This window comes from Chryseolinea sp. H1M3-3, from assembly GCF_029360725.1.
Classification (GTDB): domain Bacteria; phylum Bacteroidota; class Bacteroidia; order Cytophagales; family Cyclobacteriaceae; genus Chryseolinea.
This window is the reverse complement of sequence record NZ_JARKMY010000001.1, coordinates 1541557-1561150: the sequence shown is the minus strand read 5'-3', so window position 1 is coordinate 1561150 and position 19594 is coordinate 1541557. Positions and strand designations below refer to the sequence as shown.

Annotated in this window: 21 protein-coding genes and 6 tRNA genes; 12 read left to right on the top strand and 15 right to left on the bottom strand. The window is 41.3% G+C overall.

All coding sequences use genetic code 11. The features are described from left to right. Window positions 1–155: 155 nt before the first annotated feature. On the top strand, window positions 156–1586 hold the full coding sequence (locus P2W71_RS06860; protein WP_276368734.1) for a hypothetical protein: 1431 nt from the start codon (window positions 156–158) through the stop codon (window positions 1584–1586). Between the two features lie 85 nt (window positions 1587–1671). After that, on the top strand, window positions 1672–2136 hold the full coding sequence (locus tag P2W71_RS06855) for a hypothetical protein (protein ID WP_276368732.1): 465 nt from the start codon (window positions 1672–1674) through the stop codon (window positions 2134–2136). Window positions 2137–2379: 243 nt separating this feature from the next. Here P2W71_RS06855 and P2W71_RS06850 read toward each other — a convergent pair whose 3' ends face one another. The 14 genes from P2W71_RS06850 to P2W71_RS06785 form a co-directional block, all read right to left on the bottom strand. After that, window positions 2380–3630: a relaxase/mobilization nuclease domain-containing protein gene (locus P2W71_RS06850; RefSeq protein ID WP_276368730.1), complete on the bottom strand. Its 1251-nt coding sequence runs from the start codon at window positions 3628–3630 to the stop codon at window positions 2380–2382. Further along, window positions 3615–4022, bottom strand: coding sequence for a hypothetical protein (locus tag P2W71_RS06845; protein WP_276368727.1), 408 nt, complete (start codon window positions 4020–4022; stop codon window positions 3615–3617). The genes P2W71_RS06850 and P2W71_RS06845 overlap by 16 nt, the downstream gene beginning before the upstream one ends. A gap of 217 nt (window positions 4023–4239) precedes the next feature. Continuing rightward, window positions 4240–4548, bottom strand: a complete 309-nt coding sequence (locus tag P2W71_RS06840; protein ID WP_276368725.1) for a hypothetical protein — start codon at window positions 4546–4548, stop codon at window positions 4240–4242. Between the two features lie 21 nt (window positions 4549–4569). After that, entirely contained in the window at window positions 4570–5097 is a 528-nt protein-coding gene (locus P2W71_RS06835; protein ID WP_276368722.1) for a hypothetical protein, read from the bottom strand. 3 nt (window positions 5098–5100) lie between these two features. After that, entirely contained in the window at window positions 5101–5787 is a 687-nt protein-coding gene (locus tag P2W71_RS06830; RefSeq protein WP_276368720.1) for a hypothetical protein, read from the bottom strand. Between the two features lie 25 nt (window positions 5788–5812). Continuing rightward, entirely contained in the window at window positions 5813–6100 is a 288-nt protein-coding gene (locus tag P2W71_RS06825) for a hypothetical protein (RefSeq protein WP_276368717.1), read from the bottom strand. 3 nt (window positions 6101–6103) lie between these two features. Next, a complete protein-coding gene (locus tag P2W71_RS06820) occupies window positions 6104–6382 on the bottom strand; it encodes a helix-turn-helix domain-containing protein (protein ID WP_346659948.1) in 279 nt (92 codons plus the stop codon). A 126-nt stretch (window positions 6383–6508) separates the two neighbouring features. After that, window positions 6509–6592, bottom strand: a tRNA-Ser gene (locus P2W71_RS06815). A 5-nt stretch (window positions 6593–6597) separates the two neighbouring features. Beyond that, window positions 6598–6670, bottom strand: a tRNA-Arg gene (locus tag P2W71_RS06810). Window positions 6671–6758: 88 nt separating this feature from the next. After that, window positions 6759–6830: transfer RNA gene (locus P2W71_RS06805), tRNA-Gln, on the bottom strand. 198 nt (window positions 6831–7028) lie between these two features. Next, window positions 7029–7103, bottom strand: a tRNA-Pro gene (locus P2W71_RS06800). 209 nt (window positions 7104–7312) lie between these two features. Then, a complete protein-coding gene (locus P2W71_RS06795) occupies window positions 7313–7663 on the bottom strand; it encodes a DUF4180 domain-containing protein (RefSeq protein ID WP_276368714.1) in 351 nt (116 codons plus the stop codon). Between the two features lie 241 nt (window positions 7664–7904). Then, window positions 7905–7977 (bottom strand) — tRNA-Met (locus P2W71_RS06790). A 578-nt stretch (window positions 7978–8555) separates the two neighbouring features. Next, window positions 8556–8628, bottom strand: a tRNA-Asn gene (locus P2W71_RS06785). Window positions 8629–8977: 349 nt separating this feature from the next. Here P2W71_RS06785 and P2W71_RS06780 point away from each other — a divergent pair. From P2W71_RS06780 to P2W71_RS06770, 3 genes are read left to right on the top strand one after another with little or no spacing between them, the layout of a single operon-like run. After that, window positions 8978–9250 (top strand): hypothetical protein, encoded by a 273-nt coding sequence (locus tag P2W71_RS06780; protein WP_276368712.1) that lies wholly within the window; start codon window positions 8978–8980, stop codon window positions 9248–9250. 6 nt (window positions 9251–9256) lie between these two features. Beyond that, window positions 9257–9547, top strand: coding sequence for a HigA family addiction module antitoxin (locus P2W71_RS06775; RefSeq protein ID WP_276368711.1), 291 nt, complete (start codon window positions 9257–9259; stop codon window positions 9545–9547). Window positions 9548–9586: 39 nt separating this feature from the next. Then, window positions 9587–10252 (top strand): DUF6348 family protein, encoded by a 666-nt coding sequence (locus P2W71_RS06770; protein ID WP_276368708.1) that lies wholly within the window; start codon window positions 9587–9589, stop codon window positions 10250–10252. A 20-nt stretch (window positions 10253–10272) separates the two neighbouring features. Here P2W71_RS06770 and P2W71_RS06765 read toward each other — a convergent pair whose 3' ends face one another. Then, entirely contained in the window at window positions 10273–12000 is a 1728-nt protein-coding gene (locus P2W71_RS06765; RefSeq protein ID WP_276368706.1) for a WYL domain-containing protein, read from the bottom strand. A 1157-nt stretch (window positions 12001–13157) separates the two neighbouring features. Between P2W71_RS06765 and P2W71_RS06760 the strand changes: the two genes are divergently transcribed. The 7 genes from P2W71_RS06760 to P2W71_RS06730 all read left to right on the top strand — a co-directional run bounded on the left by P2W71_RS06760 (window position 13158) and on the right by P2W71_RS06730 (window position 19551). Then, window positions 13158–14258: a slipin family protein gene (locus P2W71_RS06760; RefSeq protein WP_276368703.1), complete on the top strand. Its 1101-nt coding sequence runs from the start codon at window positions 13158–13160 to the stop codon at window positions 14256–14258. Window positions 14259–14340: 82 nt separating this feature from the next. Next, complete coding sequence (locus P2W71_RS06755; RefSeq protein ID WP_276368700.1) at window positions 14341–14688, top strand: barstar family protein; 348 nt, start codon at window positions 14341–14343, stop codon at window positions 14686–14688. An 88-nt stretch (window positions 14689–14776) separates the two neighbouring features. Further along, window positions 14777–16183 (top strand): RtcB family protein, encoded by a 1407-nt coding sequence (locus P2W71_RS06750; protein ID WP_276368697.1) that lies wholly within the window; start codon window positions 14777–14779, stop codon window positions 16181–16183. An 89-nt stretch (window positions 16184–16272) separates the two neighbouring features. Further along, on the top strand, window positions 16273–16656 hold the full coding sequence (locus tag P2W71_RS06745) for a hypothetical protein (protein WP_276368694.1): 384 nt from the start codon (window positions 16273–16275) through the stop codon (window positions 16654–16656). Between the two features lie 19 nt (window positions 16657–16675). Beyond that, window positions 16676–18253, top strand: a complete 1578-nt coding sequence (locus P2W71_RS06740) for a HEAT repeat domain-containing protein (protein ID WP_276368691.1) — start codon at window positions 16676–16678, stop codon at window positions 18251–18253. A 305-nt stretch (window positions 18254–18558) separates the two neighbouring features. Next, the gene (locus P2W71_RS06735) at window positions 18559–18957 is read left to right on the top strand and encodes a hypothetical protein (protein WP_276368687.1); all 399 of its coding nucleotides are present in this window, start codon (window positions 18559–18561) and stop codon (window positions 18955–18957) included. A 36-nt stretch (window positions 18958–18993) separates the two neighbouring features. Next, window positions 18994–19551, top strand: a complete 558-nt coding sequence (locus tag P2W71_RS06730) for a 2OG-Fe(II) oxygenase (protein ID WP_276368682.1) — start codon at window positions 18994–18996, stop codon at window positions 19549–19551. Window positions 19552–19594: the final 43 nt, after the last annotated feature.

Genomic DNA, 19594 nt, shown 5'->3' with positions numbered 1-19594 from the left:
CGCGTATTGGTTTCGCACTGAATTTCATCGTAATGATAAAATAAGTATTTGTCGAACCAGTTTCCCAAGACCTGCGGCGATATTTTATCCATTTGTCTTTCAAAGTCACCGCCAGTGACGAAATTGCTTAATGTTATTTAATACTTTATATCACCATGGACGAAAGGATATTCTTCAAATTTACCATAGACATTCCGGACATCGACAAATCTGAACCGGATTCACAAACCTCCGTATGTGAGCATCACGGGGAGCTATTGTTTAAAGACCCTACCAATATTACACTTAAAATTTTCTATCTCCCATTGGAGCGTCTCGACCGGAAAATAATGGGGTGGCAAACGGATTACTCTTACCGGCTTCTCTCCAAATTCATAGTCTCGGAAGTAAAATCATCCTATCAAAACCTTTTAATGATCGACTTTACTGAATATGAGTATTCAGGCATGCAAAACAGCACAGAATTTCATGAATCAGGATTTGAGTACTTTACAATCCAACTGACGGGGATTAAACTAATTTATAAATCTGACATCCAATCCGACAGCGAAATATACCTCAATGGTACTGCATTCAATCTCATTGAATTACATTATCGTTACCATTATAACCTTCCCTGGAAAAATGATCAGTTCAAGTGGGAGCCGACGAACAAAGTGAAGGATTGGATAAAATTCAATGACATATCTTTTATACCTGAGCATCGATTTATAACCAGTACAAAGTCTACCGATACGAAGGTTTCGCTTGAAAAACTTCCAAGACTACGCATTAAGAATAATAACGACCTGTCTGAAAGTGAAATTAAAACCCACGTGAACTTGCTCTGCGACCTATATTCGTTTTATTGTCATAAAGAAATTACGTGGACAGAATCTAAAATCTATTCGGCGGACAAATTATACTACGAAGTCAAGAGGGCTCCCAGCGAGGATAATAAGATGCCACACGGGATCTTTATCTGGGACTTCATTCAAAATCCCTTGAATCTTATACGCAAGGTTGATACAGCGTTCATGTTCAAAGAAGCATCCCTTGTCGGAAAGATGATTCGCCGTTTTAACTATTCTTTCAAAGTACCAGATGAGTCCAAGTTTATGATCCTCTATGGCTTACTGGAGGAATTGAGAAATCAATATATCCAGAACCAACTTATAGAGAAAGATTCAAATGGTAATCCCAATCGGGCAAAAGAAGAATATGACTTTGTCTTAAGACGAAAAGACGTGGATGCTGAAATTGAAAAAGCACTTGAACTCCTGGTTTCTGTCGTGGACCCACGTCAGCAAGCAATGTTCAGGCAGGACATTAAACATAAGGTATTGGGCATACGCGTCATGTCGATGACTAATCAATTTCGTAGCTATTTTGAATTCATCAAGGTTAATCCTGATACCTTTGGTCTTGATTTCTCGAAATTGAAATCACTTAGAGATAAAATATTTCACGGAAGAAAGTTAGATGATTCTCTTGATACGCTGAAAAAAGCGGTCTGGTTTGAACACCTGCCCCGATTTACCGGCATACTGTTGCTGAAATTCTTTGGAATAGAATCCGTAGATAAAATTGAAAAAGTGAAGCCATAAAAAGGATTTCCGGCTTATGCCTCTTTCCATAATCAACTAATTGACAACCATTTTAGTAATTTGCGGACAACAGTTTGGTTAAATAATGTTCAAGCTTAAAAAAATTCAAGTAATGGAAGTGCAAGTGAATTTCAAAGTTATCAATCCTGAATACAGTCAGGAATATGCAGATGAATACAATGGTGGAAAAGAGAGCGAATCGAATTGGAAATATAACTGGGCTGTTAGTTATGGGCTCAAGGATGTTCAGTCCGTTTCCACTATTGATAACAACTGCTTTGTTCTTAAAGGTAATTTTGAAAATGGTGACACATTTTCATTCAACATTCCAAATGTGCATACTTTCCGATGTCATTTTGCAGACGGTGCCCACGAAGATTTTGCTGTTTCAAAATCCATTCTGAATAAAACACATCAGCCAAAAAAAGAAGGCTATAATGTTATCCGTTATTATTTCTATATTAATGCTGACCCGGCATCTCAACAAATAAGCCCCAATCTTGTAATTAACGAAAGAGATATTCCAAAAGAATTATTTCGTGAACAATGAAGTTTATTGACGGGCGGAGAATTACCATGGATGGCTTGCTGTGCCGGCGATGCACTGGCTCTTATGGGAACTCTAACCTTACGGCGGAAGTCATTCAAAAGTCAATAAACTAATCCATTCGTGTTAAACATGGTCATTCCTTGATTCCCGCGATCAGCCATTACGTTGTACTGACGAAGCACTTTACTGAATTCCAATGAACCTCTCTCATCACTGAACCTAATATTATTAATTATTAACGCTTCAAATCGACTTCTTTCTTCTTGGCTTCTTTTTCCTTCTCGGCAGTGGATTCGTTGGCCCCGGATAAAATTTCTCCGCTTTCATCAAATCCAAAAATCCCTTAGGAATGTCGAGTGTCCAATTGGCCTGAGTATGATCAAACCTTTCAAACTGCCGTTCAAATTCTCTGTCAATCCGTTCCTGACTTTCCTTTTCACCAGCAACTAGCCCGATGCCGAACCGTTTTATCACCGCCTGCCCACTGTACTGTTTTCCAAGATCACTTCCATTAAAGACCGCTCCCTTTCTGTTGTCAATGAAAGTCAAGCCGTATATTCTTCCATCTTTGTTTTCGCGAAACATTGTGTTGACGCCATAGAAATTCATGTAGTCACAAAAGTTCACGCGTGTATGTCGGTCTGTGGCATGAAAGAAAGAGTCGATGATCTTGATTAGCCGCCCCTTTTGAACTTCCTTGAGTGCGCCACCGAGCTTAAAATGGCCATCGAGATTTTTCATGGTTGGCTTACAGTAAAGCGCGCTTGCCTTAATTGGAACACCAACCTTGTTGCCCTTTGAATCAAGCATCGTATAAATCAAGCCGTTCTTGTCGAACATGGTCATGCCTTCCTTGCCACGGTCAGCCATCACGTTGTATTGGCGAAGAACAGCATTGAGTTCTGTCAATGAAGCAAACTTATAGCGTTTCATCACCTCTGCTACAATATTGTTGATGGTCCGCTTGGTCTCAGATTTACCGTAAATAGCCTTGCTAAGCGTTGGCTCAAAACCTTGTTTCTGTTTTGATCCAGCTTTTACAAGTCCATACTTTTCCTCGATTTCTTTTCTCGCTTGCTCGGAGTGGTTCTTGCCAAGGTTATGAATTGAAATTCGCTTTCCATCTTCCTGGATATTCGTAGTCACGATATGCAAGTGAGGATGGGCAGCATCCCGGTGCTCGTATACTAAATAAGGCTGGTCACCAAAACCAATCTTGTTCATGTAGGTCGTTGCTATTTCATTTAGCTTGGTTTGGCTTAGTTTCTCACCTACATCAAAGTTTAGCGAAATGTGAACGGCATTTGTTTTCGCCCGACCATTCTTTTCAATAAGGTTTTCAAACCTCGAAAGCTTGTTGTAAAAATTTAGCTGCTCAGGTTCCGCAATAAAGTTCGCCGCACCAATACATTCGGCTAAGCCCTCACGCACTTTACTTTCATTGTAATTCAGCGCACCCTTTATACTTTTTCCACTGATTACTCTGCAGACCATTTGTTATGCATTTCAATTAGGAGTCTCTTGAGGTCCTCAATTTTTTCCTTCACCAGGTTATATTGTTCCGCCACTTTTAAAGCAAAAAAAACTTTCTGAGTGGGAACATCCGCCGTGTGAAAGAAATTAGTGATCTGGTTGATATTCACACCAATGGCATTAAGCTCATTTTTTACTTTGATAAGTTCCTTTGTAGGTTCATCCATTGTCCTGTCTTTATAATAGCATGTAATCTTCTTATTGAGTAAAATATTTCTGATCACTTCACCAATGGATTGACTATAGCTTTCCTTTTGGATCTTTTCGAGTTTGGTATATAATGCTGTATTCAGTCGCACACCAACCAAATGAGTTAAGAGTGATTCTCGGTCTGATGATTTTCTCTTCGGCATGTTAAAATATTTTTAGGTCCTCAAAAAGCGCGAGTTCCGAGTGCTTTTCTTCTCCGAATGACGATAGGAATGCAGGAGCAGCAACGTTTGTGTTAACAAACGTACATCTTGCTCCGTACCTAACCCGTACGGTGGTTCTTTTGCATTTAGCTGTGTTTAATTGTGGTCATGTGATCTTAATTGATGTTGATTTAGCTTGATTTAAGCTGGCTGATTTTCATTGATTTAATGTGAACGTTCCTGGAGATCTTTGCTTATCATCTAGCTCATGGGCATCTTTGAATGCCGGCTTTCGTGATTCCGGTTTTGCCTTCGCTTTCTTTTTGAACTTAGCAACGGCTTGCACCAAGCTGTAATAGTTGATGTTAACTTTCTCTTCAGAATCTTTTTCCAGATCCGTACGGATTATCTCCAGCGCCATCGTTGTTGCCATCGAAGTAATGACATCAGCATACATTTCGACCAGTAAGGTGTAAACCCCTCTTTTCTTTGTATTCAGGAATTTGACGATGTGTTTCTTTTCCATTGGCAACTGGTGAAATAGAAATTACTCGGACGCTTTACCGACAACTATCCGGACCGTCTTCGCATCAAGTTTTTGAAATTCCGTGAAGCGTTGAATCGAATCACCTTTGGCTGCGGTGAAATCAATAACGAAAAAACCCTCGTCGTCCCTTCTCACACGCTTCATCAGCTCTCCTATGCTTCCGGATGTTTCAATGATGGTCTTAGCCTCATGAACATTATTTGCCATTGACCAATACCAAATGCCCACTACGGTGAACAACAAAACCAAAAAACCGATCAAGATATATTTGATGGCTATACCTACATGGAACTTGTAGGCGGCATCTCCGTTGTTGAAATGGAAAACTGTAGGATTTATTTTCGCAGCTGCCTCTTTGATCTCCGAAGCAATTGCTTTGTTGCTAGCGTTACTTAGCTGCATCTCTTTATGAATAACATACAGAGCGGGAATAACTGGATCGTCCGGGGAAAAATGAATTCCATATTCTGTAAGAAGGAAAGCGCAATAAGAGCGTATACTTCTTTGCTCCTTTTCCGTCATTGTCATGCCTCATAGATTTAATTCTTCAATCGGCTTCTTAAAGTAGATTGCTGTGAATGGACTTAACCCCGCTACTCCTCTACCGTTCTTCAATACATTCTCTATCGTCCTCATTGCTATTTCACCCTTGTCCTTAACCAAATCGAAATTTATTAACGTCAGGTCATGCTCATCGATGTAATCAAGAAGCGTGGCATGCTGTTCCTCGGAGCAAGGATAAAAACCATTATGCGCGACAGTGATATCGAGGTGTCCACTTGTTGATTGAACCAGTTCATCCAAATGTTCCATAGTTGCTTTGAAGATATTCCCACCACCAACCACGCAAACAATTTGTACCTGAATGTTACTGGCGTGAAGCACTTCCATGATCACGTCCACGCCATTTATGGAGAAGTATTTTGGCAATTGTTCCGCGACGCTCGCGCCCAGGTCTGCAATGAATAATTCTTTGTTCGCTCCTGTCACACTTTCAAAGAGCCCGTTGAAAGCACCTCTGTCGATTCGCTTAGTGGTTGGATCAAGAAATGAAACCTGAATGGGTTTCCGATAAGCGAGTTGTTTGATCGTAGTTGTCGTGGCGTCATCTAGATCAAGTATGACAGCTTCCTTGTATTTTTCCGCAAGCATGAATGCCAACACTGATTTGCCTGCTCCGCCCTTAGCTTGCGTAATGAAATATATTTTCTTGTTCATGAATTTGTCTTTAATAAGTCTAGAATTATCTCACTAATAAGGTCACGCTGCTCCCTTTCACCGGATGGTAGGATGGCCGGTAACTGATGTAGCCCATTTCTATTAGTTCTGAAATTGTTTTATGATAAGTCGTCTTAGACCGAATACGAGACAGCATCATCAGCTGGCGTCTGGAAACATTATAGCATCGCTGAAACCTGCTCGCGATCCAGGCATGACACAACGCAACGTATAGTGAAACATGAGTAGGCTTCAGACGTTCGTCGGAAGCAACGCTACTGATTAATCTGCCGAGTTGATGTGGCATTTCCATTTCTCAATATTTTTTGGGAACGAACCCAGCTTCAAGAATTTTTTCGATGTCCTCATATTTATAGAACATGATACCACCGAGTTTGGTGTACGGTAGGCTTCGAGTGATCCTTAGATTTTGTAAAGTACCGTGAGAGATCCCCAGCATCTTCCGCACTTCAGAGCTTTTGAGCCATTGCTTTGGTGATGGTTTCGCTTGCGCCAGAACTTCCTTCAGATCGCCTAACAGTTGCGTTCGAAATTGCTGCAAATCGTCACGCGTTAATAATTCGTTCGTCATCATAATGCACTCGTTGATTTGTTATGATTCAAAAGTGCACGATGAAAAAGAGGGAAACTACATAGTTGGTACCAAGGTGGGAGAGATTTTTTGGAAAAATCTTTATTGGAGGTTGATTTAAGAAAATTGTAGAGGGTGTGAGACTCGAACTCACAACGGCGTTACCCGTTACTTGTTTTCAAGACAAGCTCCTCATCCGGCCGGATACCCTCTATTTGCTGCCCTGGCAAGATTCGAACTCGCATCCCAAGGTCCGTAGCCTTGTATCCTCATCCATTAGACGACAGAGCAATAACAAGGGTGATGCATGAGGCTCGAACTCATAAACACAAGATCCACAATCTTGCCGCGAAGCCAGTTTGCGTTACATCACCATATGTTCCGGGAGCGGGATTCGAACCACGCATCTACTGAGCCAAAGTCAATCGTCCTGCCTTTAGACGATCCCGGAATTTTTGTCCGCCTTCGCTTGCCACTAGAGCAAATATGCCCAGCGTTGTGAAAGCTATGGCGGACACTGTCGGAGAGGGGCGAATCGAACACCCAAGGCGATTAAGCACCGCTTTTACAGTCCGTCAGCTGACGGATCTACTTACGGACTACTCTCCGAAATATTTGTTCGCCTTCGCTAAAGCTATGGGGAACGAAGTAGGGTAACCTGGATTCGAACCAGGGTCTCCTGCGTCCAAAGCAGGCGAGGACGACCAAGCTCCTCCATTTCCCTATGTGCATATAAACAAAAAGCCTCCTGGTAAGGGAGGCTAGTATGAGTTGTAATGACAGTATTCTAGATCATCATTCAGGCATACATAGTTCGTCCTCCCGGTCCTGTTGTGACGGCTGGGGTTGGCGATACGAGCTATGTGAATGTCTTTTGTTCATGGCTCAAATATATAAATGATTTTTATTTGTTACCTATTAGGTAACACTTTTTTATTTACTTAATCTAACTAGTGCGTCCTCAATTGTATTAACAAAGACAATTGCGTTTGACCTATTGTTTTCCGAAATAAAAGCCTTCAAGCTTTTGCTTTCATAAATGGAGAAGTCGCCAACAATCGCCAGCCGCAACCTATAGTTCACCACTTTTTGCAGCATCTCTCCGGCAAGACCACTTCGTAAGTCAAAGAATTTTTGATCAATACTCTCTTGATGAACAATAATTCCTTCGGCAGAAGAGTCCATGATCATCTGGAGAAATTGTTGTGCAGTGCTGAGCATAACACCTTCGGCGCTGAGTTCTGCAATAGACTGGCCATTGATATGATGCTGAATGTACTTCATAATTGTTATCTGACTTTTTTATTTAATGTCTGTAGCGTGGAAGGGCTTTAACCTCGATCTTGGCGCGCTTTGCGCCACGCATTTATCTGCGACTATGCTATCACGCCACCGGCACGGTCCACCAAAAAGAAAATTCATTCTTATTTAATAAAGACTTGCCCTTGTGGAGACTACTGGTAACGCTCCAGTCCTTCCCGGCTTCAGCGGGACGCTTCTACTTAGTTAGCTTAATCTCCAAATGTTGCACATGCAGGATTCGAACCTGCGACCCCAGAGTTATGAGCCCTGTGCGCTACCAACTACGCCAATGTGCAATGCGTTGTGATAGATGGTCCCGATAGTTATCGGGACGAACCATCAACCTCCATGGTATCAGCATGGTGCTCTACCTCCCGATAGCTATCGGGAGAGCTATATCACACAGTATGTCCGGCCACACGGTAACGATCCGTGTTCTCCTGCTTAAAAGGCAGGAGCATCACCTTAATGCTTTGGCCGGAAATTCTCCGGCCTTCTTGTCTATGTCCATATATATTGTAACTAAACTTTCTTGTCGAGGTGGCTGGAGTTGAACCAACGTGTAACCAACTACGGTTTCAACACGGTATAAGCGTGAGCCGATACACCTCGATAAAATAATAACTCACCCAGCAGGAGTTGAACCTGCCGCAATCCAATTCAAGTTGAATAGGATTCGCCACCGCGGAACATTCGGGTGTTAATTACTTGATCCAGTCTAGTTACACTACCTGTGTAACCTTGAGGTAAACTCGTAGACTGGATTCATTGCGGATACTACGGGCATCGAACCCGTCTAATTCTCTGGAGCGACTCCCGATAACTATCGGGACCAGCGGCCACACCTAGCAGCCTCAGTATCCAAGTACAATAGCGGACACAGATGGGCATGATCCACCGACCTGAGCTTTAACAAAGCCCTGCTCTACCGACTGAGCTATGTGTCCGTAATATTTATAAAAAACAAAAGCCCCGGGCTATTTACACGGGGCTTCTATTTATAATAAAATCTATTTTTATAGATGCAAATATCTTCCCGGGTATTCCCAATAATCATTCTTCGCCATAAAGCATATATGCTGGCGTGAATTCAGATTGATATAGTTGATACTCGGTTTCATTTTTGTCTTATTGTGATACAAAGATAAAACAACTTTTTGTTTGTTACCCAACAGGTAACAAAGATTTTTTTACCTTTGCCATCCCTAACGTAAAATATACGTTACAGGTTTTACGCCTACGCTATCTCCTTCGCCAAGGCTATGGCGATCGAAGAAAAGCTTCGGCGCACAAAGTATGATCGTATCAATTCGTCATAGCGTATTAAAAAGCCTTTTCGAAAAAGGAACAGCTGCCGGGATATCACGGGAGTTGAAGGGCTTTTTATTGCTATGGCTTTCCGTAATACATGCAGCGAAAGATTTGCGTGACCTATCTATTAAGAATATTAGTATTCTCGAAGAGGGCGCGAACAGTTATCGCCTAAGAGTTCACGGAGTAGGAACATTTTCGTTCCGCTTTATAGATGGAGAGATACGACAGTTGGATTATAAACAGGAATTAAACTAAGTATCTATGCCACGAATGCACAGCCCAGCGCACCCCGGTCAGATTCTTGAAGAATTATACATCAAGCCACATAATCTGACAATCACCGAGGTCGCGAGTGCGTTGGGCGTTGCACGAAAAAATCTGTACGCTATTATTAAAGGAGAGTATTCCGTATCTGTAGAAATGGCATTCAAGCTTAGCAAGGCGTTCGATACTACCCCTGAATTCTGGTTACAGGCGCAGATGAACTATGACCTCGCGAAAGGATATAAAGAGGCAACTAAGATTAGAGTGAAGCGATTGATTAAGGATTAAAATTAAACCTCAAAGTCTCACGAATGAATAGATGCGAGCATGGCAAACGAAATTATTGTCAACCTACAACTTGCTGGCTTACTCAAAAACCATGGCGTGAATGTTGATGTCGACAACGAATTTGTTAATACCAGCCTTGCTGATGATCTAAAGTTTAAGACACGACTTGTCTATCATGAAATCAACGGTGGTATTAGTTCGCGTCTTGATGTGATGGCAGTGACTGACACCGGTGAAAAGATTATCGAATGTTTTGGAGATTTTGGTGGTACTGTAGATGAAGCGATAAACAAAAACTTTCAAAACTTCTCTTTGAGCAGTCTGCATCCAATACTCGCGGCATTTGGATGCCACGACCAGGAAACCTTAAGACAGGTTGAAATTGAAGAGTGGCTTGTCAATGAGAGAACATGGAAAGTTTATATTGGCAACCTTATTCCGAAGTCGATAGGTGCTGGTGAGCACTTCGTTCCCCCTGCACAATTCTTCCAATCAATTGAGCAGGAAATTCGCTCGCAGGCATTGACAAATAAATTACATTGGTTTCGTTCTTACTATTCTCAGTTGGAAGTGTACATCACAGAGAAAGAATTCCTAATGGACAATGAAGCAAAAAATGCTGATCTGATTTTTAGCACACTTCCAATAATGCCGAACGTGAAGTTTTACAGTTGCAGGAATTTTATTCTGTTGAGAGAGGCGTAGTTAACTTTTATTTTAAAAAATCACAATTCCTGGCGTTCCGCCCATTTCAATCCATTCGGTAAATCCATTGTACTAAATTCAAGGTGAATTACTCTTCGATGCTTCTGACTTGTGGCTTTTGATGAAGAATGAAGTAGCAGAGGTTTCATTATCTGTATACCACACGCGGCCACCTCACATATATAAGGAATCCCATTTTGAGTGATCAAATTTATTTCTTCATCAGACAGTTTTTTGTTATGCGAGCCGGGAACGACTTTTAAGGCACCATTTGTTTCATCGGTGTCATCGAGATGAATTCTGATTGTGATAGTATCTCTCAGAATTTCTTCTGGAGGACATACACCATGCACCCCTGATTTCTTTGTCCAGCCTGTAAAACCGTTTGTCTCTATTTTTTCCTTCACATTGATAATTATGTCTTGATGCCAGGTGACATACCAATTGGACTCCGGTGTCTTATCAAAAAAGATCGCTTTGGTCAAAAAAAGCTTAGGATCTATTTTTCTCAATATGTGTAGAAGGTTTGCATTTAGAATCAGAGATTTTAACTCAGGAATTTCGCCCAAGACATTTCGAATCGCGTGAGCGTTTTCCTCATTCCTGATCTTAAAATAGTAGTCGATCCGGGATTTAATCTGATTGATCTCCTTTTTTGAAAAAACATGGTGGAGAATCATGAACCCTTTGTATGTAAGTTTCTGTATCGCTCCATGCAGGGCGTTTTCACTTAATTCATATTGATACTGATCAAGGGCATGCGTCAGGCATTCTTTTATTCTTCTCTTAAGCCGTTCAGGAGAAAGTACTCTAATATGGTCTCCGAAACCAAGTATTTCCCGCTCTAACTCATAATTAAGTTGTACCTGTAATGAAAATATCATCCCGTTGGGAAGTGTTTCCTCTGCCCGTTGAGAATGGTGGATGGGTTTAGTTAATATATATGGAGCGGTCTGATTATCGGCAAAAAGCAATACCCTTTCAGTTTTTCCATCGGGATTGACTGTAACACCCAGAACATCTTTAAAAAACTCCGGAAGTGCGAACTCTTTATCCCTCGGCACATAGGCTTTGTCACATTCCCCGATACTAACAATGCGATCCAGTGCCAACGTAAGAATCGGAGATTTTCTTTTTTTCACGCCAATGACGAACCATCTGTTTCGATACTCCTTTAAATAGTATGGATGAAAGGTGAATGTGTTAGCGCTTCTGGCTTTGAAAGACTGATAACATAATTCAACCGTGCATTCTTTAATAATAGCTTGATACAATGCTTCAATATGTTCGAGTCCTTTGAGATTTTCATTCTTTTCAAAATCGATGACTGGTTCAGTATTTGTCTTGGCAGCGTATATTTTATTTTCAAGACGCTGAACCATTACGCTCAATTCCTGGAAGTGGCTAAATCCTTTGAACTGCTTAAGAATTCCTACTACTTCGGTTAGCTTTCCCAGATCCTGCTCTGTCAACGGAATATTTGTAATAGAATAATTCGGGTCTTCATAACTATAATACTTCTTTTCCAACACAACGATTGGAGCATTGTAACCAAGCTTATCGCTTCGCATGAATTGAATATCCATTTGAATAGAACGCTTGCTTACGCCCTTATCTATTCCTTCATACTCATAGAGCGCCTCCGAGCATGCCTCTATCAAATCCTCCAATGTCCACTTTCTTTTCCTGTTTTTGAGGCAATTGTCAATGGTTCTATAACGAATAAGGGCGTTCCTGTTTACCGGCATGCTGAAATTTTTTAATAAAAAACGTAAAAAATATTTACTGCGCAAAAAGACTGCGCAGTAGGGCTTCAATTTTGAATTATCATTTACGTGAAAGTGATAAAGTGAATGTGCCACCCTCTCCTTCAGTTGGAAGGAGAGGTTTTGAAAGGTCTTATAGCTTAAAAGGAAAAGCCTACGGTAAAAGTATTGACGTTCCGTAGAGTGCATGGATGATTCCGTTACTGCTATACGCTATAACGGATAGATTTTGCAGATGCACCGAAAAACCTCTCGGAGAAGTTTAGTAGGGAAGCGCATTTAGAGCCATGCTGCCTGCAAAGGAATCTCAGTTCGAATCTGAGTAAGGCCACAAATGTTCTTTGATAAAAATATTGTCCGCCAACTGGTGGACTTAAAATCTTTCTCCATGACTATGTCTGGAGGGAGCGCGGAAGAAACAGAAAGTATAAGACCTGATGAGCGTTTCTATATGGCGCCATAGTGTTGTGTTGTTGTACAATATAACATGCTGCTTAGCTCGATGTTGTTTTCCACCACCTTGTGGGTCGAAGGTTCGATTCCTTCTCCGCCAACTGGCGGATAGCTCAGTTTGGTTAGAGCAACAGGATAGCGGGGGTTCGAATCCCCCTCACACTTCGAATGTGATAGCTCAGTTTGGTAGAGCAATGGACTGTTAATCCATGGTAAAGAAGTTGACCTCTTCTAAAAAGGGTTTCCCGAAAGTAGTTCGGGGCATGTCAGGTCTAAGTCGAAATCCGTCACCTTCGGGAACGGGCTAGTCTGAGGACCAGTCATTTGAAAACTTGTAGGTGTAAGGATACCGGATGGTAAGTCAGCTTACTTTTCTCCATTAAAATCCTGTCTTCTATCAAGACCTCTTGAAGAAGTCCCGATAGCTATCCGGAGGTGCGGTGGAGAAAACTAAACAGATAGCGCTATTCTCAATTACACTCCCGTTATCAGAGGATGATATGTCGTGAACTACTTTCTTTTAAAGACTTTATTTAATTAATTTTTATAACGATGAAATGCTCACGTTAAAAATTTTGAAAAGAGCATTGGACTGTGCTTGAGCATTCCATCGGTACGACAGGGTGCGAAAATTAGGTACTGCTAACTTAGATAGTAAGGAACGTTTTAATTTAAAAATAGGACAGATGAAAAGGATCAGAATTAACACAGGCAAAATTGGTTTGGTGTTCAGAAATGGTAACTACAGAAAAATAGTTACGGAAGGCGCGTATTGGTTGCTTCCGAATGAGGATGTATTCCAGTACGATCTGACAAAACCTTTCCATCCTTCCATCGATTTGAATATCCTGGTGAAGGATGAACAGTTGGCACACATGCTGACCGTTGTGGAGGTGAGAGATAACGAAATCGCCTTGCAGTATGAGAACGGTAACTTCAAGAACGTCTTGGGGCCAGGGAGATATGCTTACTGGAAAGGTGTAACTGACTACTCATTCATTAAAGCAGATTTGAGCAAGATCGAGGTTACCGAGAACATCGATACCAATACGATCATGCGAAAAGAAATATTGCCTTACGTAAGAGTATATGCGGTTGAGTCATTTGAGAAAGGTATTTTGTTAATCGATGGTAAGTTCTCAAAAGTATTGGATACCGGAGTTTATTACTTCTGGAAGAATGCTGTTGTGATCTCAGTCTTGAAGGCTGATTTGAGACAATTGCAGCTTGAAGTTTCAGGTCAGGAAATTCTGACTAAGGACAAAGCTGCGTTGAGAGTCAACTTCTATACGCAATACAAAGTTGTTGATATTATCAAAGCTTTGATTGAGAACAAGGATTATGAGAAACAATTGTATATCCTGATGCAGTTAGCATTGAGAGAATTCATTGGTACGCTTTCTTTGGACGAAATGTTGGAAAAGAAAGAATCCATCTCATCCTACGTTTTGGCAACGTTGAAAGACAAAGCTTACAACTTGGGTGTAGAGATCAGGGACTGCGGCGTAAGGGATATCATCTTGCCTGGTGAAATGAAAGAGATCATGAACCAGGTGTTGGTAGCTCAGAAGAAAGCTGAGGCCAACGTCATCATGAGGCGTGAAGAGACAGCTTCGACAAGAAGCTTGTTGAACACTGCTAAATTGATGGAAGAGAACTCCATGTTGTTCAAATTGAAAGAAATGGAGTACGTGGAGAAAATTGCAGATAAGATCAACAGCATCTCGTTGTCAGGTGGTAACCAGATCATTGATCAGTTGAAGGATATCTTCGTGCCTCGGAAGTAGGTTGAAAAAGGGAGGACGTTGAGACGTCCTCCTCTCTATATCGTAACGCTTGCATGTTAGAAAAACAATCCCAAATCGCCCCATGGAACCCGACAATCGAATACACATCGTCAACATCAATGCATCGAAAATAGTCAGCTGGAATGCGTTCCATTCTTACTTTCAAAAGAAGTTTGGTTTCCCCGATTTCTATGGACGAAATATGAATGCCTGGATTGACTGCATGGGCGATCTGGATAAACCAGAGCATGGAATGACAACTAATTTTTCGATAAGGAAAGGAGAATACCTTGTAATTCGTCTGGTTAATGTCGCCGAGCTTAAAATGAAGGCACACGATATTTATATTGCGCTCCTTGAATGTTCCGCTCATATTAACAACCGTAGGATCAGCGCCGGCGAGCATCCTCTTATTTTTTTAGCGTTTTAATCAACAGTAATTCGACAGGCGCATAACTTCAAGCTACGCAAAAAGGTTGCGCACTACTTCCCGATCTTTGAATCATCAAAAAAAGAACATGAACTTAACAGGAAATGACTTAAAGCAGATTGGTGTTATAGAAGGCAAGGCTCTAGGTCTTGCACTTGATCTCGTAGAACAACAATATGCAACCTTAAGCTTCGATGACAAGCTTGCCTTGTTGAAGCAAATACTGAGCAATCCTTCGTCATTTATTAATGATACTATACTGGCTCCAGTTGCAACGGAATTATTAAAACCGGCTGACGAAACAATTGCTCTTAATGTGGAGGGGAAATCTTATCAGATTTATGGAGCAGAAGCCATCGAGCAAGGTGCCCTTGAGCAAATGGAGACAGCGATGAAATTGCCTGTAACGGTGGCAGGTGCGTTAATGCCGGATGCCCATCAAGGATATGGGCTTCCCATTGGAGGTGTACTTGCTACAAAAAACGCAGTTATTCCTTATGGAGTAGGCGTGGATATAGGTTGTCGGATGTGTATGACACTTTATAATCTTCCTTCAACTCTTTTGGAAGATAAGAAAGAGGACTTTAAGAAAATGTTGATTAACAATACAAAGTTCGGGCAGGCCACTTTCAAAAAACCAAAAGATCATGAAGTCCTGGACCGGAAAGAATTCAGCGAGCTAAGCATTGTACGGGAAATGAAAGATCGGGCGTGGCAACAGATGGGATCTTCGGGCGGGGGAAATCACTTTGTTGAATTTGGTATTATAGAGATATTGCATCCCATTAATGAGTTTAATGTGGCTACTGGCCAATATGTAGCTGTGCTTTCACATTCGGGTTCTCGTGGCTTAGGCGCCAATATTGCACGACATTACACCAAGATTGCCATGGATGTTTGCAAACTTCCACAAGAAGCAAAGCATTTAGCCTGGCTTGATCTCAATACAGAAGCCGGACAAGAATACTGGCTTGCTATGAATCTTGCCGGAGATTATGCATCCGCATGCCATCATCAAATCCACGAGCGGATGGCTATAGGGTTGCGCGAGACTCCGTTGGCTATGATCGAGAACCATCACAATTTTGCATGGAAAGAAAAAGATGTAAAAGGCAATGAGATAATTGTTCATCGTAAGGGTGCAACACCCGCAGGTAACGGAGTTCTCGGAATTATTCCTGGATCGATGGCAACACCAGGGTTCATCGTTCGTGGTAAAGGTTTGGCAGAATCTATAAACTCCGCTTCACATGGAGCGGGACGAACGATGTCAAGAACAAAAGCAAAGCAAACTATTCTTCCAGGACACGTAAACAAATTTCTTAAGGAAGCCGGAGTTGAACTGATAGGCTCCGGTCTTGATGAAGCACCAATGGCATATAAGGATATACATCAGGTAATGAACTATCAAAAAGATCTCGTGGAAGTTCTAGGCTCTTTCATGCCGAAGATTGTAAGAATGTGTGGGGATGAGAAATTTCAGGAGGTTGACTAGGCGAACGCGATGGCTTTATAGATCAATTGCAATTAGGAGACCATGGTTGGGCGAGCGTAGACATGCATGACGGCCGTGAAGGAGTTAACATGACAGTCTCATACCTTCATGATACGTTGGCTGAATTTATAACAGCAGCGAATCTGCTTCTTAAAGGTGCCCCCGATGCCAAGGTGATCACTATGGATGAGCCTGGTGAGCACCTTGTTCACCTGCAATCACTTAGTGCGACAAATCTTGATATTGAGATAAGATGGTTCAAAGATTGGGCTAGCTGGAATCTGATAACTGAAAAGGAATTTGAAATGGTTCTTAAATGCCAAGACACCATTTTAAATTTTTCGACTGAGATCTTTAATAACGCAAAGCAGATTCTTGACAAATATGGAATGGAGGGATATAAAGAGAAGTGGATCGAACATGATTTTCCAATTGATGAATACAACAGACTGAAGTCTTTATTAAAAAAGTAAGATACAATTGAGTATTTAAATGGATTACGCGGAATATAACAAATGCATTGAAATTCTGAGGTTGAAACCCAAATGGTTTGGGACGGACGAGAACATTCCAATGAAGCTAGATTGTCTTGAAACATTCCGATCCAAAGGGTCGCCATCTAATATCCATGCATTGATTCCATTCTTGAAGAGTAATGATGAAATCTTCCGACAACGTACTGCCGGAGTGATCACATCATTGTTTGATAAACTCAAATCTCAAAACCAGCTTTACGATTCATTAAAGTATCTACCCGTCGATGTGTCAGATGTAGATTTTTTTAGCAAATCATTCCCGCGCGACGTTTCGGTTAAACTTTTGGCGTTGTCAAGTCTCAATCACAGCGGTTATGTTCGGCAGCGTGCCATTGAAGCACTAACTTTAGCAAAGCATCCGCAGGCTATACGCTTTCTTATCCTACGTTTGAGTGATTGGGTAAAGAACGTGCGTGAAGCCGCGGCTAGTTCCATCCGCAAATATTTTATTGATGAATATAGAGAGCAGTTCATCAGTGAGCTGGATAATATTGACGGACTAAAAAATGTTGGTAGAACCGATCTCACAACCGAGTACGAATCGATCCTTGGCCACATCCTCGAAAAGAAACTAAACACCGAAAGCTACAGTGCGCTCACTGTTACCGATAAAGCAAGGTTGTTATATCTCAAGAAATACATTGAAAAGAACGGCATCGACTCCCAGCTGACTAAAATTCTGATTTCTGATAAGAGTTTTTTGACAAGGATTCAGGTGTTAAAGCATCTGAACGAACTCAATCCGTCAGAACAATCCAGAATAATTTTACAGCTACTTAACGATAAATCGAGCCAGGTAAGACTCCAAACGCTTTACTATCTGCGAGACAATTCAATTCAGTACTATGATATAATTCTGAAATTAACCTCAGATTTGTCGGCTTCTATCAGAGACTTGGCCCGGTATCTTTTAAGGACACACAAATTAAATTTCAGGGAGATATATAAAGACCGAATCCAGAAACATGAACACAAGGTAGGGAGTATTCTTGGGCTAGCAGAGGTAGCAACAACCAATGACCTTGATTTTCTAAAAACTGTAATCGAAATTGAAGATAAAAACACGCGACTCGCCTGCCTCGTCGGAATTCAGAAACTTGATGTGCAGCAGGCTAAAGGTTTTGCACTTAAGCTTTTCGCTGATGAACCAAACAAAATCAGAAAGAGATGCATTGAAATACTTTCGCGCACCTGGGACCGGGATGTAATACTAGAAACAGAACAATTGTACGAAAACGCAAATCCTACTTTGAAGAGGATGATTCTGACTCTTTATACCACCGTTGGAGGATGGGACGTACTCGGCATGCTTATCAAAGCCACGTCTGATAAAGATTCAACTGTGAAAGAACTTGCATGGAATTTTCTACAAAAATGGAAGGATAAGGCGTTACGACTTTTTACAAGGCCACCAAAAGAAGCGATGGATAAGGCAACGCGCTACTACGAACAAACTGTTTTCAACCGAACTGAAATCAGCCCATCCAGACAGAAACTATGGGATGAGATCAGATATTACTTAAGATATGATTAACAGGATTCGAAATTTTTATACCTTTGCTTCATGATGTTAGTACAACGCCATATGCTCGAACAAGATTTCATAGGTCATACCTATGAAGGAAATTGTTTTGCCTGGCGTTTACGAACGTATTAGTATCACAAATACAATACACGAAAGCCCGGGCATTAGAGTCCGGGCTTTTTTTTTAAATGATTTAGAAAATGCAGTAGAAAAACGATCTATGAATCTCGCATTCACGCTACAACAAAAGTTTGTTGTTAATTGAAAATGGAGTATGAGTCATTGATTAAAGACATATTAACGAATTCGAAATAATGATTAAGAATATTACTTTATATAGGCCAACCGGTGCAAATGAACTTGCATTGATCATAGACAGTGGAATGAAAAGATTTCCACCACGTCTTTTCTGGCAGCCCATCTTTTATCCTGTGCTGAACTTTCAATATGCAGCGGAAATCGCTGAGCGCTGGAATATGGGCGATCCCGATTCCGATGGAGTTGGATTTGTCACGGAATTCGAAATTCCGGAAGAATACTTCGGAAAATTCCCAATTCAAACTGTTGGACTCGATCACCACCAGGAGCTTTGGGTTCCGGCAGAAGAGTTAGACCAATTCAATGACAAAATTGTAAATGGCATAAGAGTTACTAAATCCTTCGTTGGAAGTAAATTCATCATGCCAGAGAAAATTAATAATGTTCTAAATTAAACATACCCTGACTGAAAAGTCGGGGTTATCTTCCTTATGAAAACTGTTGTACTGTCGAAAGATATCTTTCTAGTTGAAAATTTCTGGTCGGTAGAAAAATGCGATGAATACATCGCTAAATCTGAAAGCAAAGGGTATGAAGCTGCGACAGTTCAGACTGACACCGGGCCACGTGTTGTCGACCACATTCGCAATAACAATCGTGTTTTGTACAAAGACTCTATGCTTGCGCAGGAACTGTGGAAGGAGCTTGAGCCACATGCACCAAAGGCAATTGGCGATTCCGAGGCAATTGGATTGAATGAATTATTTCGATTCTACAGGTATCAACCTGGTCAGCAATTCCGAAAGCATCGGGATCAGAGTTATATTCGGAATAATCGAGAGGCAAGTTATTATACTTTCATGGTTTACCTGAATGATACTTTTAAAGGTGGAGAAACAAAATTTAATAATCTCGTTGTTGCTCCTACGAAAGGGGCCGCCTTGGTATTTTATCACTATCTCGAGCATGAGGGGACCGAAGTAACTGAAGGCATTAAGTATGTTTTGAGGACGGACATTATGTTTCGGCTAAAAAATTCTGAGAAATAGACCCCTGCGCAAAAAGGCTGCGCACATCGGCTATAACATTGTA

What these genes read in the sequence shown, in the direction of transcription:
- P2W71_RS06860 (WP_276368734.1), top strand. Translation starts at nt 156, where the DNA reads ATGGACGAAAGGATATTCTTCAAATTTACCATAGACATTCCGGACATC.
- P2W71_RS06855 (WP_276368732.1), top strand. Translation starts at nt 1,672, where the DNA reads ATGTTCAAGCTTAAAAAAATTCAAGTAATGGAAGTGCAAGTGAATTTC.
- P2W71_RS06850 (WP_276368730.1), bottom strand. Translation starts at nt 3,630, where the DNA reads ATGGTCTGCAGAGTAATCAGTGGAAAAAGTATAAAGGGTGCGCTGAAT.
- P2W71_RS06845 (WP_276368727.1), bottom strand. Translation starts at nt 4,022, where the DNA reads ATGCCGAAGAGAAAATCATCAGACCGAGAATCACTCTTAACTCATTTG.
- P2W71_RS06840 (WP_276368725.1), bottom strand. Translation starts at nt 4,548, where the DNA reads ATGGAAAAGAAACACATCGTCAAATTCCTGAATACAAAGAAAAGAGGG.
- P2W71_RS06835 (WP_276368722.1), bottom strand. Translation starts at nt 5,097, where the DNA reads ATGACAATGACGGAAAAGGAGCAAAGAAGTATACGCTCTTATTGCGCT.
- P2W71_RS06830 (WP_276368720.1), bottom strand. Translation starts at nt 5,787, where the DNA reads ATGAACAAGAAAATATATTTCATTACGCAAGCTAAGGGCGGAGCAGGC.
- P2W71_RS06825 (WP_276368717.1), bottom strand. Translation starts at nt 6,100, where the DNA reads ATGGAAATGCCACATCAACTCGGCAGATTAATCAGTAGCGTTGCTTCC.
- P2W71_RS06820 (WP_346659948.1), bottom strand. Translation starts at nt 6,382, where the DNA reads ATGATGACGAACGAATTATTAACGCGTGACGATTTGCAGCAATTTCGA.
- P2W71_RS06795 (WP_276368714.1), bottom strand. Translation starts at nt 7,663, where the DNA reads ATGAAGTACATTCAGCATCATATCAATGGCCAGTCTATTGCAGAACTC.
- P2W71_RS06780 (WP_276368712.1), top strand. Translation starts at nt 8,978, where the DNA reads ATGATCGTATCAATTCGTCATAGCGTATTAAAAAGCCTTTTCGAAAAA.
- P2W71_RS06775 (WP_276368711.1), top strand. Translation starts at nt 9,257, where the DNA reads ATGCCACGAATGCACAGCCCAGCGCACCCCGGTCAGATTCTTGAAGAA.
- P2W71_RS06770 (WP_276368708.1), top strand. Translation starts at nt 9,587, where the DNA reads ATGGCAAACGAAATTATTGTCAACCTACAACTTGCTGGCTTACTCAAA.
- P2W71_RS06765 (WP_276368706.1), bottom strand. Translation starts at nt 12,000, where the DNA reads ATGCCGGTAAACAGGAACGCCCTTATTCGTTATAGAACCATTGACAAT.
- P2W71_RS06760 (WP_276368703.1), top strand. Translation starts at nt 13,158, where the DNA reads ATGAAAAGGATCAGAATTAACACAGGCAAAATTGGTTTGGTGTTCAGA.
- P2W71_RS06755 (WP_276368700.1), top strand. Translation starts at nt 14,341, where the DNA reads ATGGAACCCGACAATCGAATACACATCGTCAACATCAATGCATCGAAA.
- P2W71_RS06750 (WP_276368697.1), top strand. Translation starts at nt 14,777, where the DNA reads ATGAACTTAACAGGAAATGACTTAAAGCAGATTGGTGTTATAGAAGGC.
- P2W71_RS06745 (WP_276368694.1), top strand. Translation starts at nt 16,273, where the DNA reads ATGACAGTCTCATACCTTCATGATACGTTGGCTGAATTTATAACAGCA.
- P2W71_RS06740 (WP_276368691.1), top strand. Translation starts at nt 16,676, where the DNA reads ATGGATTACGCGGAATATAACAAATGCATTGAAATTCTGAGGTTGAAA.
- P2W71_RS06735 (WP_276368687.1), top strand. Translation starts at nt 18,559, where the DNA reads ATGATTAAGAATATTACTTTATATAGGCCAACCGGTGCAAATGAACTT.
- P2W71_RS06730 (WP_276368682.1), top strand. Translation starts at nt 18,994, where the DNA reads ATGAAAACTGTTGTACTGTCGAAAGATATCTTTCTAGTTGAAAATTTC.